This is a genomic window from Mangrovitalea sediminis, assembly GCF_002514725.1.
Lineage (GTDB): Bacteria > Pseudomonadota > Gammaproteobacteria > Pseudomonadales > Oleiphilaceae > Mangrovitalea > Mangrovitalea sediminis.
Window position 1 is genome coordinate 248,812 of record NZ_NTLB01000001.1, and the last position, 13,846, is coordinate 262,657.

11 protein-coding genes are annotated in these 13,846 nt (G+C 58.3%); 9 read left to right on the plus strand and 2 right to left on the minus strand.

All coding sequences use genetic code 11. From position 1 onward, the window contains the following. Nucleotides 1–198: 198 nt before the first annotated feature. From CLR77_RS01235 to CLR77_RS01250, 4 genes are all read left to right on the plus strand, one after another. Nucleotides 199–2,121 (plus strand): PrkA family serine protein kinase, encoded by a 1,923-nt coding sequence (locus tag CLR77_RS01235; protein ID WP_097458774.1) that lies wholly within the window; start codon nt 199–201, stop codon nt 2,119–2,121. 36 nt (nt 2,122–2,157) lie between these two features. Further along, nucleotides 2,158–3,444, plus strand: a complete 1,287-nt coding sequence (locus CLR77_RS01240; RefSeq protein ID WP_198962674.1) for a YeaH/YhbH family protein — start codon at nt 2,158–2,160, stop codon at nt 3,442–3,444. Then, entirely contained in the window at nt 3,441–4,967 is a 1,527-nt protein-coding gene (locus CLR77_RS01245) for a SpoVR family protein (RefSeq protein WP_097458776.1), read from the plus strand. The genes CLR77_RS01240 and CLR77_RS01245 overlap by 4 nt, the downstream gene beginning before the upstream one ends. Before the next feature lie 189 nt (nt 4,968–5,156). After that, nucleotides 5,157–5,816 (plus strand): START domain-containing protein, encoded by a 660-nt coding sequence (locus CLR77_RS01250; RefSeq protein WP_097458777.1) that lies wholly within the window; start codon nt 5,157–5,159, stop codon nt 5,814–5,816. 7 nt (nt 5,817–5,823) lie between these two features. Here the strand turns inward: CLR77_RS01250 and CLR77_RS01255 are convergent, their stop codons facing one another. Next, nucleotides 5,824–6,450, minus strand: coding sequence for a TetR family transcriptional regulator (locus CLR77_RS01255; protein ID WP_097458778.1), 627 nt, complete (start codon nt 6,448–6,450; stop codon nt 5,824–5,826). A gap of 304 nt (nt 6,451–6,754) precedes the next feature. On the opposite strand from CLR77_RS01255, the gene CLR77_RS01260 reads away from it, so the two are divergent. Genes CLR77_RS01260 through CLR77_RS01270 form a run of 3 tightly spaced genes read left to right on the plus strand, consistent with a single transcriptional unit; the run spans nt 6,755 to nt 10,574 of the window. Continuing rightward, the gene (locus CLR77_RS01260) at nt 6,755–7,864 is read left to right on the plus strand and encodes a flavin reductase family protein (RefSeq protein WP_227519762.1); all 1,110 of its coding nucleotides are present in this window, start codon (nt 6,755–6,757) and stop codon (nt 7,862–7,864) included. 33 nt (nt 7,865–7,897) lie between these two features. Then, on the plus strand, nt 7,898–8,965 hold the full coding sequence (locus CLR77_RS01265) for a fatty acid desaturase family protein (protein ID WP_097458779.1): 1,068 nt from the start codon (nt 7,898–7,900) through the stop codon (nt 8,963–8,965). A gap of 58 nt (nt 8,966–9,023) precedes the next feature. Beyond that, nucleotides 9,024–10,574, plus strand: a complete 1,551-nt coding sequence (locus CLR77_RS01270) for a cryptochrome/photolyase family protein (RefSeq protein ID WP_097458780.1) — start codon at nt 9,024–9,026, stop codon at nt 10,572–10,574. Nucleotides 10,575–10,594: 20 nt separating this feature from the next. Here the strand turns inward: CLR77_RS01270 and CLR77_RS01275 are convergent, their stop codons facing one another. Further along, complete coding sequence (locus tag CLR77_RS01275; protein WP_097458781.1) at nt 10,595–11,515, minus strand: AEC family transporter; 921 nt, start codon at nt 11,513–11,515, stop codon at nt 10,595–10,597. A 144-nt stretch (nt 11,516–11,659) separates the two neighbouring features. On the opposite strand from CLR77_RS01275, the gene CLR77_RS01280 reads away from it, so the two are divergent. Next, entirely contained in the window at nt 11,660–12,103 is a 444-nt protein-coding gene (locus CLR77_RS01280; protein WP_097458782.1) for a hypothetical protein, read from the plus strand. A 254-nt stretch (nt 12,104–12,357) separates the two neighbouring features. Further along, nucleotides 12,358–13,806, plus strand: a complete 1,449-nt coding sequence (sufB, locus tag CLR77_RS01285) for a Fe-S cluster assembly protein SufB (protein WP_097458783.1) — start codon at nt 12,358–12,360, stop codon at nt 13,804–13,806. Nucleotides 13,807–13,846: the final 40 nt, after the last annotated feature.

A 13,846-nucleotide genomic window follows, 5' to 3' on the forward strand; every position in this document is an offset into this window, starting at 1 on the left:
CCGAAACCTGCAAGGGATTCGGTCAAAGGCGACAGACCGTCAAAAAGTCGCCCTAATCGCGGAGGCCACAGGCCCCGCAATCGATGAACCCAATAAGTCCAGTGCCGGCAGTGGATCGTAAGCCGGTAGTGAGTCAGTCAGAAGGAAAGATTTCGTGTAGTCAGGCTTTAGAAACGCTATAAGCGAGGGGGCCAACCCATGAGCATTTTGCAGCACTTCAAGACTCGGTATGACGCCACGCAGGAGGAAGAATACTCCCTGGAAGAATACCTGAATATCTGCAAACAGGACCCGACGGCCTACGCCACCGCCGCCGAACGCATGCTGATCGCCATCGGCGAACCAGCCTTTGTGGACACCTCTCTCGACTCGCGAATGTCGCGAATCTTCTCCAACAAGATCATCAAACGCTACCCTGAGTTTTCCGAGTTCTACGGCATGGAAGAAGCCGTGGAAAACATCGTGTCGTTCTTCAAGCATGCGGCACAGGGCCTGGAAGAGAAGAAACAGATCCTTTACCTGCTCGGCCCGGTCGGCGGCGGTAAATCTTCGCTCGCCGAAAAACTCAAGGCATTAATGCAGAAAGTGCCCTTCTATGCGATCAAGGATTCACCGGTCAACGAATCGCCCCTGGGTCTGTTCGACCCGGACGAAGACGGTCCTATCCTGGAAGAAGAATACGGCATCGCCCAGCGTTACCTGAAGCCCATCATGTCGCCCTGGGCGGTGAAACGGCTGCACGAGTATGGCGGCGATATCAGCAAGTTCCGCGTGGTCAAGCGCTACCCCTCCATCCTCGATCAGGTCGGCATCGCCAAGACCGAACCCGGCGACGACAATAACCAGGACATCTCGGCACTGGTCGGCAAGGTCAGCATCCGCATGCTGGAGGAGTTCTCCCAGGACGACCCTGACGCCTACAGCTTCAGCGGCGGCCTCTGTAAGGCCAATCAGGGCCTACTGGAATTCGTGGAGATGTTCAAGGCGCCCATCAAGGTCCTGCACCCGCTGCTGACAGCCACCCAGGAAGGCAACTACAACACCACCGAAGGGATGGGCTCAGTGCCCTTCGATGGCATCATCCTGGCTCACTCCAACGAGTCGGAATGGCAAACCTTCCGCAACAACAAACACAACGAGGCCTTCCTTGACCGGGTCTACATCGTCAAGGTGCCTTATTGCCTGCGGGTGACCGAAGAGATCGAGATCTACAAGAAACTGCTGCGCAACAGTTCGCTTTCCGGCTCGCCCTGCGCCCCGGATACGCTCAGCATCCTGTCCCAGTTCTCGGTGCTCTCGCGCCTGAAGGAGCCGGAAAACTCCAGCATCTATTCGAAGATGAAGGTATATGACGGCCAGAACATCAAGGACACCGATCCCAAGGCCAAGTCGATCCAGGAGTACCGGGATACGGCCGGCGTCAACGAAGGGATGGACGGCCTGTCGACACGCTTCGCCTTCAAGATCCTGTCCAAGGTGTTCAACTTCGACACCACGGAAGTGGCGGCCAACCCGGTCCACCTCCTCTATGTCCTTGAGAAGCAGATCGAACAGGAGCAGTTCCAGCCCGAGGTCCAGGAGCGCTACCTGCGTTTCATCAAGGAGTACCTGGCGCCCCACTATGTGGAATTCATCGGCAAGGAAATCCAGACCGCGTACCTCGAATCCTACTCCGAATACGGCCAGAACCTGTTCGACCGCTATGTCACCTATGCCGACTTCTGGATTCAGGACCAGGAATACCGGGATCCGGAAACCGGCGAGATCCTCGACCGCTCGGCCATCAACGACGAGCTGGAGAAGATCGAGAAGCCGGCGGGTATCAGCAACCCGAAGGACTTCCGCAACGAGGTGGTGAACTTCGTCCTGCGGGCCCGCGCCAACAACCAGGGCAAGAACCCGTCCTGGCTCAGCTACGAGAAGCTGCGTAGCGTGATCGAGAAGAAAATGTTCTCCAATACGGAAGATCTGCTGCCGGTCATCTCCTTCAATCCGAAGGCGTCCAATGATGACCAGAAGAAACACCGGCAGTTTGTCGAACGCATGATCGAACGGGGCTATACCGAGAAACAGGTCAGGTTGCTGGCCGAATGGTATCTGCGCGTACGCAAGTCCCAGTGATCGGCGGCGTAGCCGCTCTGGAGTAGTTTTATGGGGATGACCCACATTATCGATCGTCGTCTGAACGGTAAGAACAAGAGCGCGGTGAACCGGGAACGGTTCCTGCGCCGTTACCGGCAGCACATCAAGAAAGCCGTGGCGGAAGCCGTCCAGAAACGGTCGATCACCGATATCGAACACGGCGAAAAAGTCAGTATCCCGACCCGTGATATCCAGGAACCCGTCTTCCACAACGGAAGGGGCGGTCGCCGTGAGATCGTTCATCCGGGCAACAGGGAGTTCGTCACCGGCGACACCCTGCCCAAGCCTCCTAGCGGCGGCGGGGGGGGCGGCGGCGGACAGGCCAGCAACCAGGGCGAAGGCATGGACGACTTCGTCTTCCAGATCACACAGGAGGAGTTTCTCGATTTCCTGTTCGACGATCTGGAGCTGCCCAACCTGGCCCGCAAACGGCTCAAGGATACGGAGGCCTTCAAATACGTCCGGGCCGGCTATTCGACACAAGGCGTGCCGGCAAAGCTCGACGTGCTGCGCTCGATGCGAGGTGCTCATGCCCGTCGCCTCAGCCTGGGTGGTGCCCGCAAGCGCCATATCCGGGAAATGGAGCAGCAGCTCAAGGAATTGCAGGAAACGCCGGATATCGCCGATCCCGCCTTCAGCAAGAAGGACCAGATCCAGGCCCTGCAGGATGAGATCAAACGCCTCAAGACCCAGGTCAAACGGATACCCTGGATCGACGAGATCGACCTGCGCTACCGCCAACACGTCAAGCAGCCGCAGCCGGCCACCAGCGCGGTCATGTTCTGCCTGATGGATGTGTCCGGCTCCATGAGCCAGATGCACAAGGACATCGCCAAGCGCTTCTTCATCCTGCTCTACCTGTTCCTGAAGAAGAACTACCAGCGGATCGATGTCGTCTTCATCCGCCACCATACCAGCGCCAAGGAAGTGGATGAGGAAGAGTTTTTCTATTCACGGGAAACCGGCGGCACCATCGTCTCCAGTGCGCTCAAGCTGATGAACCAGATCATCGACGAACGCTATTCCCCGGCGGAATGGAATATCTACGCCGCCCAGGCGTCCGACGGCGACAACTGGAACGACGACTCCCCCGTCTGCAGCAAGTTGCTGAGCGAGGAGATCCTGCCCAAGACCCAATACTACGCCTACGTGGAGATTACCCCGCAAGACCACCAGATGCTCTGGTACGAATACGAGAAAGTACAGGAAAGGTATCCAAATTCCTTTGCTATTCAGCAGATTGCCGATGCCGGCGAAATCTATCCGGTGTTCCGTCAACTGTTCGAGAGGAAAGCCGCATGACCGAGCCCATATCGACCGGTTCAGAGTGGACCTTCGAGCTGATAGAGCAGTATCACGAGGAAATCCGCAAGATCGCGGAAGAATACGGACTGGATACCTATCCCAATCAGATCGAAGTGATCAGCGCGGAACAGATGATGGACGCCTATAGCTCCGTGGGCATGCCCGTGGGCTACCATCACTGGTCCTTCGGCAAACAGTTCCTGAACACCTCCAAGCGCTATCGCCGGGGGCAGATGGGGCTCGCCTACGAGATCGTCATCAACTCCAATCCCTGCATCGCCTATCTCATGGAAGAGAACACCATGATGATGCAGGCCCTGGTGATTGCTCATGCCAGCTACGGACACAATTCCTTCTTCAAGGGGAATTACCTGTTCCGCACCTGGACCGACGCCAGCGCCATCATCGACTACCTGGTGTTCGCGAGGAACTACGTCAGCGAATGCGAGGAACGCTATGGTGTCGAGGCCGTCGAGGAAATCCTCGATTCCTGTCACGCCATCATGAACTACGGTGTCGACCGCTATAAGCGGCCGTCGCCCATATCAGCCGCCGAGGAACGGCGTCGCCAGAAAGAGCGCGAGGAGTATCTGCAACGCCAGCTCAACGACCTCTGGCGCACCATTCCCAAGCCCCTGGACGGCAAGGGCGAAACGCACCGCGGTCGCCACCGGTATCCCGAGGAGCCTCAGGAAAACCTGCTCTACTTCATCGAAAAGAACGCGCCGCTACTGGAAATCTGGCAGCGCGAGATCGTGCGCATCGTGCGCAAGATCGCCCAGTACTTCTACCCGCAACGCCAGACCCAGGTGATGAACGAAGGCTGGGCCAGCTTCTGGCACTACACCATTCTTAACCGGATGCACGAGAAAGGACTGGTGACTGACGGCTTCATGCTGGAATTCCTGCAGAGCCACACTGCCGTCATCTATCAGCCACCTTTCGACAGCCCCTGGTATTCCGGGCTGAACCCCTACACCCTGGGTTTCTCCATCTACTCGGACCTGCGCCGGATCTGCGAGAATCCTACCGAGGAGGACAGACACTGGTTCCCCGACTTCGCCGGCTCCGACTGGCTGAAGACGCTCGACTTCGCCATGCGCAACTTCAAGGACGAGAGCTTCATCCTGCAGTTCCTCTCGCCCAAGGTCATCCGCGACCTGAAACTGTTTGCCATCTGCGACGACGAACAGGACCCCACCTACGAAATCACCGCCATTCACGACGACAATGGCTACCGCTACATTCGCGAGCAGCTGGCAAGGCAGTACAACCTGAGTCAGCGCGAACCCAACATCCAGGTATGGGAAGCCGACGTGCGCGGCGACCGTTCACTCACCCTGCGCCACGTACCGACCAACCGGGTGCCGCTGGGGGAGGATACGGACGAAGTCCTGCGCCACGTGCATCGGCTTTGGGGGTTCGATGTGCATCTGGAAAGTGTCGATGACGATACCGTCGTGGCGGAATATCACTGCCCGCCGCAGACGGTGCCGGAAGAGGAATTCAGCGAAGACTGAGCGCGCCACCTGCGCGGCGGTCCGCTCTCCCGCCGCGCAGGCTTGCGAGCCATTCAGTCAAGGATCATCCAAACGGCTCCCGCCACCTGTTCCCCACCGGATAACCGTAGGTTGATACAGATCAGGCCCGGACCGGCGCCAACCGCTAGAATGGACTCTCCACCGCATAGCGCATAAGGGATCCATGCCATGTCACGGAAAAGCGTCAGCCTCTTACTGTCAGCCCTACTGGCGCTCCATTCGCTGGCAGCTTCGGCCTGGGACCTGGCCAAGAAAAATGATGGTATCGAAGTCTACACAGAATTACCCAAGGGCTCGGAGTTCAAGGCGTTTTACGCCATTACCCATGTGCACGCCAGCTTGCATCAGTTGGTGGCGATGCAACTCCACCTCGATTCGCAGCCGGACTGGATCCAGGACTGCAAGAAGAGTGAACTGGTCAAACGCGTAAGCGACCGGGAATTCTATGTCTATTACGTCACTCACGCCCCCTGGCCGGTGGACGACCGGGATTATGTCCTGCATTCAGTCATCGATCAGGACCCGAAGAGCCTTGTGGTCACGGTGAATTTTCAGGGGGTCGACAACGTTCTGGCCCGAACCCAAAGCTGCGTCCGGGCCGCGAAGGTAGAGGGCTTCTGGCGCTTCACGCCCGAGCCGGGCCATCAGGTCAAAGTGGAATATCAGGTTCATGCCGATCCCAGCGGCGACGTCCCCGCCTGGCTGGCCAACAGCTTCGTGGTGGACCAGCCATTTCAGACGTTGGAGAAACTTCGGCAACACGTCGACGATCCGCGCTATCGAAACGCCAGGGTTGCCTTCATCACGGAGCCACCCGCGTCCCGGTGAGCGCCACTCAGACGGTTTGGCGCCAATGTTCCGCCCCGACGAAGATCAGCCTCAGGTGGGAAACGGTACGATCCCGCACGCGCTGGATTTGCGCTTCGTCCTCGGGATCGAGTCCCAGCAGGTCGGTCAGTGAAAAGGCCACTGTCCGGATCACCAGCTCGCACACCATCTCCAAAGCGGCATCATCCAGATGCGGAAGCAGTTTGAACTGCCTTAAGTCGCTGGCCAGTTCGTGCGCGAAAAACCGCATCTCGGAACGAATGGCTTCACGTACAGCGCGGCTCTCGCCGGCCAGGCACTGGGACATGAAGATAAAAAAGGCACGGTTGGCCAGGACGTTTGCGATAAAGACGTCCACCGAATCGTCAATCAGGCGGTCTGCCATAGGCGCCTGACGTCTTGCATCCCGCATCATCTGACGCAACAGCAAGCCCAGTTCGTCCACCAGACTCAGGCCCAACTCGTCCATGCTGCGGAAATGCCGGTAAAACGCGGTCGGCACCACGCCGGCCCGCCGTGTGACTTCCCGGATGCCCATTCCCGCAAAGTGGCGCCCCTCGCCGACCAGCGCCAGAGCCGCCTCCATCAGGCGCTCCCGATTTTCGCCTCGGCGAGTCCGATGACGCTCACTCATTGCCACCTCTTATTTAAAAACATGTTATCTAAAAACATGTGTTCACATCATTCGAGTCAACATAAAAACGTATTAAACCATAAAACACTAGTCAAAAGGGGCCAACTTCAAGGCGCAGCCCCAGCCATGGACCCACTACCTTCCCTGCCAAAGCCAGTAAAAACCTTGTATAAACAGTAAATCCGGGCCGGTGACGGAAACCTCGCTCAAGCTACCGTTGACAGAAGACAGAGATTGACAGGCAGAAATCCTCTTGTGTACATTCGTTCACATAACGTGAACAGTCGTACACAAGGAGATCATCATGTCGGCTTTTAACGCTCAACGAATCACCGCAATGCAGTGGCTGAGTCGACAACTGCTGAACCAGGATGTTGCCGGTCGCTATTTCGATCCGCTGATAGAACCCCTGAACCCACGCTGGGCTCTCGGACGCATGATCGCCACGGTCGAACGTATCGAGGACGAAACGCACGACACCCGGACATTCGTCCTGCGTCCACCGCGTCGCTGGCGGGGCTTCCTGGCGGGTCAGCACGTCACCCTGGCCCTGGATATCAACGGGGTACGTCATCACCGCACCTTTAGCCTTGCCTGCGCCCCGGAAACCTGGCAACGCGAAGGCCTGATCCGTATCACCATCAAACGAACGCCGGAAGGTCTGGTCACTCCCTGGATGCACAAAAACCTGTACCGGGGCGGTGCATTGGAAATCAGCGAAGCCTTTGGCAATTTTCTGCTACCGGACGTCGAAGCACCGCTGCTCTATATCGCGGGAGGCAGTGGCATCACACCGATTCTTTCCCACCTGGAGAGCTTGGCTTGCCGCGAATACACAGCGCCGATCACCTTGATCTATTGCATCCGTAGCGCTCAGGACCAGATTGGCGCGCAACAGCTCGAGCAACTGCAACACAAGCTGCCCCTGCTGAACTGCCAGATCATTCGGGCCGACCAGGGCGAGGGACAGCCCCCCAGGCTGCTGCAGGCGTCCGATATCGATAGCATTAAAAACATTCAGGCACGCCACTGCTACCTGTGCGGCCCGACCGGCCTGATGGCGGTCGCGACGACCCTGCTCGAAACGCGGGACGTACCGGAAGAACAGGTTTTCCAGACCTTCTTTGCGCCTCTCACCAACCCGCTGACCGACACGGCAGGCGGCGCTGTCACCCTGATGCGCAGTAACCGCGAGCTGACCGTCGATTCCGGCCAGAGCCTCCTGGAAGCGGCAGAATCGGCAGGTCTCAGCCCCCGGTTCGGCTGCCGCATGGGCATTTGCCATCAATGCAGCTGCCGAAAAACAACGGGCACTGTCGTCAACCGAAACACAGGCCATGTATCCGGCCCAGGCGAAGAAACCATTCAGCTCTGCGTATCGGTTCCGCAAGGCCCAGTCTCGCTGGACCTGTAAACCGACACGACGAACAAAGAAAGGATATCTGCAATGAAGACACTCAACGAGACGCAGTTACAACGATTGGAAACCGGGCTCGATGCCATCCGAGAGGACGTCGTCAGCGACCTCGGCGAACGGGATGCCCGCTACATCCGACGTATCATCCGCCTGCAGCGCAGCCTGGAAGTCGCGGGCCGCATACTGATTCCCCTGAGCCTCACGCCGGTGGGATTCGTCGCAGGCACCGCCAGCCTCAGCCTGGCCAAGATCATCGAGAATATGGAGATCGGCCACAACGTCATGCACGGTCAATACGACTGGATGAATGACCCGGCACTTTACTCCCAGGATTATGAGTGGGATACCGCCTGCGACAGCAACTCATGGCGTCGTACCCATAATTACGAGCATCACACCTACACCAACATTATCGGCAAGGACCGCGACTACGGTTACGGGTTGCTGCGTCTGAGCAACGACACTCCCTGGCGCTGGCGCAACCTGTTCCAGTTCGCCGATTACGTCGGGCTCAGCGTGCTGTTCCAATGGGGTGTGGGCCTCCACGAACTGGAATACGAGAAGCTGCTCAGTGGCGAGATCTCCCTGCGCGACAAAGGCGGCTTTCTGAAGGAATTCTTCCGCAAGGGAGGCCGCCAGTTCTTCAAGGATTACGTCTTCTTCCCGCTGCTGACCTTTCCGGTCGCGGGAAAGGTGTTGCTCGGCAACCTGAGCGCCAACCTGGCCAGAAACCTCTGGGCCTCGACCATCATCTTCTGCGGGCACTTCACCGAACAGGCGGCCACCTTCCACGAGGCCGATTGCGAGAACGAGAGCAAGGGGCAGTGGTACTACCGCCAGTTGACCGGCTCCAGCAATTTCACCGGCGGGCGCTGGCTCCACCTGTTGAGCGGACACCTGAGCTACCAGATCGAACACCATCTGTTCCCGGACATTCCGGCGCATCGCTATCCGGAGATGGCACCCAGGGTACAGGCGCTGTGCAAGGATCTGGGCATCCCTTACAACACCGGTTCCTTTGGGCGCCAGTACGCGACCGTGGTAAAACGAATCCTGCGCTTCTCGCTGCCGGAACGGCTGACTCGGCAAGCCGCCTGAAAACCATCGGTGCCGGTTGTGCGTATAAAGGAGACCTCCCTAAAGGCGCACAGCCGGCATGACAGATAACGCCCAAACCCGCCACCTCATTCTGGTTCTCGGCGATCAGCTCTCACACAACCTGTCCGCGCTTCGCGATGCCGATCCAACGTGCGACAGGATACTGATGGCGGAGGTCGCTGAGGAAGCGGGTTACGTCAATCACCACAAGAAGAAGATCGCTTTGATCTTCAGTGCCATGCGGCACTTCGCGATTGAACTGCGCGAGCGCGGCTTTGAGGTTCAGTATCACCCCTTCACACCGGACGCTGCACAGCGTTCGCTGTATAGCGTGGTGGAACAGGCGGTTACCCAGCTTTCGCCAAAGCGCCTGATAAGCACCGAGTGCGGAGAATACCGTCTCGATCAGCAGATACGGAGCTGGGCGACGAGCCTGCACATTCCCGTAGACATCGCGCCCGACGACCGTTTCCTCTGCAGCAAGTCAGACTTTGCACACTGGGCACAGGGGCGCAAACAGCTGCGCATGGAATTCTTCTATCGGGAGATGCGACAGCAAACCGGCTTGCTGATGACCGAAGACGGCAAGCCCGTAGGCGGATCCTGGAATTACGATGCGGAAAACCGGCGCAAATGGTCAGGCAAACCACCGGCACCGGCCCCCTTCCGCGTCGAACCGGATGCGATAACGCAGGCCGTATTGGATCTTGTCGCACGCGACTTCAGCGGACATTTCGGCGAACTCGACCATTTCGCTTTTGCGGTCACCCGCACCGAGGCGCTGCAGGCCCTGGACTATTTCGTCGATTTCGCCCTGCCCTGCTTCGGCGACTACCAGGACGCCATGGCGGCACGGGAGGACAGCCTGTTTCACAGCCTGCTCTCCCCCTACATCAACATCGGCCTGCTGGACCCACGTGAAGTGTGCGAGGCGGCCGCGCAAGCCTGGCATGCTGGACGCGCCCCGTTGAATTCAGTAGAAGGTTTTATCCGGCAGATTATCGGCTGGAGAGAGTATGTCCGGGGCCTTTACTGGCTGCGCATGCCCGAATATGCGGAATTGAACGGCCTGAACGCGCAACGCGACCTGCCAGGATTCTACTGGACCGGCGACACCGGCATGAACTGCCTGCGCCACTGTATCGACGCGACCCGACGCAACGGCCATGCCCACCACATCCAGCGCCTGATGGTCACCGGCAATTTCGCCCTGCTGATCGGTGTACAGCCCAAACAGGTCTGCGACTGGTATCTGGCTGTCTATGTGGATGCCTTCGACTGGGTTGAGCTGCCCAACACTCTCGGCATGGCCCTGCATGCGGATGGCGGCTACCTGGGCTCAAAACCTTATGCCGCCAGCGGCAAGTACATTCAACGCATGTCCGACTACTGCCGCGACTGCCGCTACAAGGTTGCGAAAACGACGGAGCAGGATGCCTGCCCCTTCAACAGTCTCTATTGGCACTTCATTCATCGCAACCGGGTGCACTTCGCCGACAACCCGCGCATGACAATGATGTACCGCAACTGGGAACGGCAAGGCGACAGCAAACGACAGGCCACTCTCGAGCGGGCGGAAACGCTGCTAAACGCCCTGAACACCCTGTAATCCAAGGAGTGCCCGACGGACTATCCCAAAACCAGAGCCACCATCACCGGTATATAGAGCAAAGCCACAATGGTACTCAACAGGGTGGTTCCCGCCGCCTGTTCCGGATGGGTTTCGAGGAGAGTGGCAATGACCACGGTATTGGCGGCGACGGGCACGATCGACACCAGGAACAGCGACCGGTAGACCTGCAGGTCATACCAGTGCGGCCCGAGCCCGTCGATCCACCACAAGAGCAGTACCATCAGGGGCCAGGCCAGGAATTTGCCGACAAATGACAACCCGGTAAAGCGCCAGTCTCCGGCCAGCCCCCGAAAGGTACTGATGCCCATACCGATGATCATCATGCCGAAAATACTGTAGGCACCGCGCAGGTTATCGAACATCGGCACGAAGATATCCGGTATGCGGATACCGGACAGGTTGAGCCCGGCGCCAATCAGGAACGCGTAGAGCGAGGGCAGTTTCAGCACACGCAAGACGCATTCCCGCACGCTGTACCGACCGCGCGCGGCGATATAGAAACCCATGGAGTTTTCATACAGCGTCGTCCCCAGCATGCAGACGACATAGATCCCCAGCGCCTTCTGGCCAAACAGGATCAGGGCCACCGGGATACCGAAATAACCGGTATTGCCGGTCGATACGGTCATGGCCAGGATATTGGCCCGGGCGTCGCCGAGCACCCGTTTGCCAATAGTGAGAAAGCCCAACCCCAACACCAGGCAAATGCACCAGACGAACACCGGAATCAGCAGCACCGTCGTGCTCAGCGGCGCGCTCATCACCCCGCTGAAAATCACCGATGGCGTGATGATGTACAGCATCAGGCTGGCGATATGGCGCCCGTTGACCTGCAGGAAACGACCCGCGATCCAGCCCAACGCAATCGTCAGGTAGAGCGGAATCATTTTGGTCAACAGCGAGAAAACGATGGCCATAACAGTTTCCGATGCAGGTCGCTGCGCAGTCTATCAGTCCGGAGAAGCGCGGAATAGTTGGCGTTTTAGCGCCGTTGACGTGGGCATCGCCTGCGGTTTCTCTTATCCTCTACCGGGCATCCCTATGGCGATACGGAGTTCATCATGCGTTACCGTTACCTGCTCGGCTTGTTCCTGCTGGCACCGCTGCTGGCCCGGGCCGACAGCCTGGAATCCCCTAAAATGGCCGATAAGGCGGTCGCCACCTTCATGCAACAGGCCGACCAGGGCCAGGTGGACCAGGCCTATGTAGGACTTCACCCCTATCTGGGCGTCGATGCCGATGCCTACAACCAGGCCGCCAAAAAGGCTGTGTCCTATTTCAAGGAGGTTTTCGACAAGGTCGGCAAGCCGCTGGGAGACCTTGTCGTCAGGCGTGAACATATCGGAAACAGCTTCTACCGGATCAGCGTGCTGCAAAAATACCAGAGCGCCGCTTTCGAATGGCAGTTCACCTTCTATCAGCCCAAGCAGGGCTGGCACCTGGTTGGCGTCAGCTACTCCACTGACATCGACGACCTGTACCAGACATTACCGGGCACACGGTAAATCTCTTGAACGGCGGCGGCGCCAGCCCGCCGCCACGTCCACTTCCCCGCCATTTTACGGTATAATCTCCGGCCTTTTGTGGGACCGTCGCCGGACTCACAATTAATACCTGACTAAAACACTCTGATATTGTACAATTGCGGTCGAAGTCAGAGAGACAGTTCTCATTTTTAACCCCCAAGTCGAAACCTCCTTGACCGGGAGTCATGCTGACTTGGGCGGGATGCGCATCAAGGTAACCTACGGGGTAAGACATGGCGGATGGCAACAAGCCGGTCAAAGAACTCATCAAGCGCGAGTACGAACATGGTTTCGTGACCGAGATCGAGGCGGATACCTTTGAGCCCGGCCTCAACGAAGACGTGATTCGGCGCCTGTCGGCCATCAAGAATGAGCCGGAGTTCATGCTGGAATGGCGGCTTAAGGCCTATCGCAAATGGCTGGAAATGACCGAGCCTGAATGGGCGCATGTGCATTTTCCCAAGATCGACTACAACAGCATTTCCTATTATTCAGCCCCCAAGTCCAAGGCGGATGCGCCCAAGAGCCTGGACGAAGTCGATCCCGAATTGTTGCGCACCTATGAAAAACTGGGAATCCCGCTGCACGAGCGCGCAAAACTCGCCGGCGTTGCCGTCGATGCCGTTTTCGATTCGGTCTCGGTAACCACCACCTTCAAGGAACAGCTGACTGAAGCGGGTGTGATCTTCTGCCCGATTTCCGAAGCCGTCCACAAGCATCCTGAGCTGATCAAGAAATACCTGGGTACGGTGGTGCCGACCGGCGACAACTACTTTGCCGCCCTCAATTCCGCGGTGTTCAGCGACGGCTCCTTTGTCTATATCCCCGAGGGTGTGCGTTGTCCGCTGGAGCTGTCTACCTACTTCCGTATCAACGCGGCCAATACCGGCCAGTTCGAACGCACCCTGATCATTGCCGACAAGGGCAGCTACGTCAGCTATCTGGAAGGTTGTACAGCCCCCATGCGCGATGAGAACCAGCTGCATGCAGCGGTCGTCGAACTGGTCGCGCTGGACGATGCCCAGATCAAATATTCCACGGTGCAGAACTGGTACCCCGGCGACGAGAACGGCAAGGGTGGCATCTACAACTTCGTCACCAAGCGCGGCGCCTGTATCGGCCGCAACTCGAAGATTTCCTGGACTCAGGTGGAAACCGGTTCCGCGATCACCTGGAAGTACCCGAGCTGCGTGCTGCGTGGCGAAAACAGCGTCGGCGAGTTCTATTCCGTCGCCCTGACCAACAACATGCAGCAGGCCGATACCGGCACCAAGATGATCCACCTGGGCAAGAACACGCGCAGCACCATCATTTCCAAGGGGATTTCCGCCGGTCGCAGCAACAACAGTTATCGGGGGTTGGTCCGTTTCGGACCCAACGCCAAGGGTGCGCGCAACTTCACCCAGTGCGATTCGCTGCTGATCGGCGATCAGTGCGGCGCGCACACCTTCCCCTATATCGAAAGCAAGAACCCCAGCGCCATCGTCGAGCACGAAGCAACCACATCCAAGGTCAGCGACGAGCAGCTGTTCCTCTGCCGCCAGCGCGGCATCGATCCGGAACAGGCGGTCTCCATGATCGTCAACGGCTTCTGCAAGGAAGTCTTCAAGGAGCTGCCCATGGAGTTCGCCGTGGAAGCCACCAAGTTGCTGGAAGTCAGCCTGGAAGGTTCCGTCGGTTAATACCCGGCGGACAGGCTGAGCACCCCGTTTCAACGACATC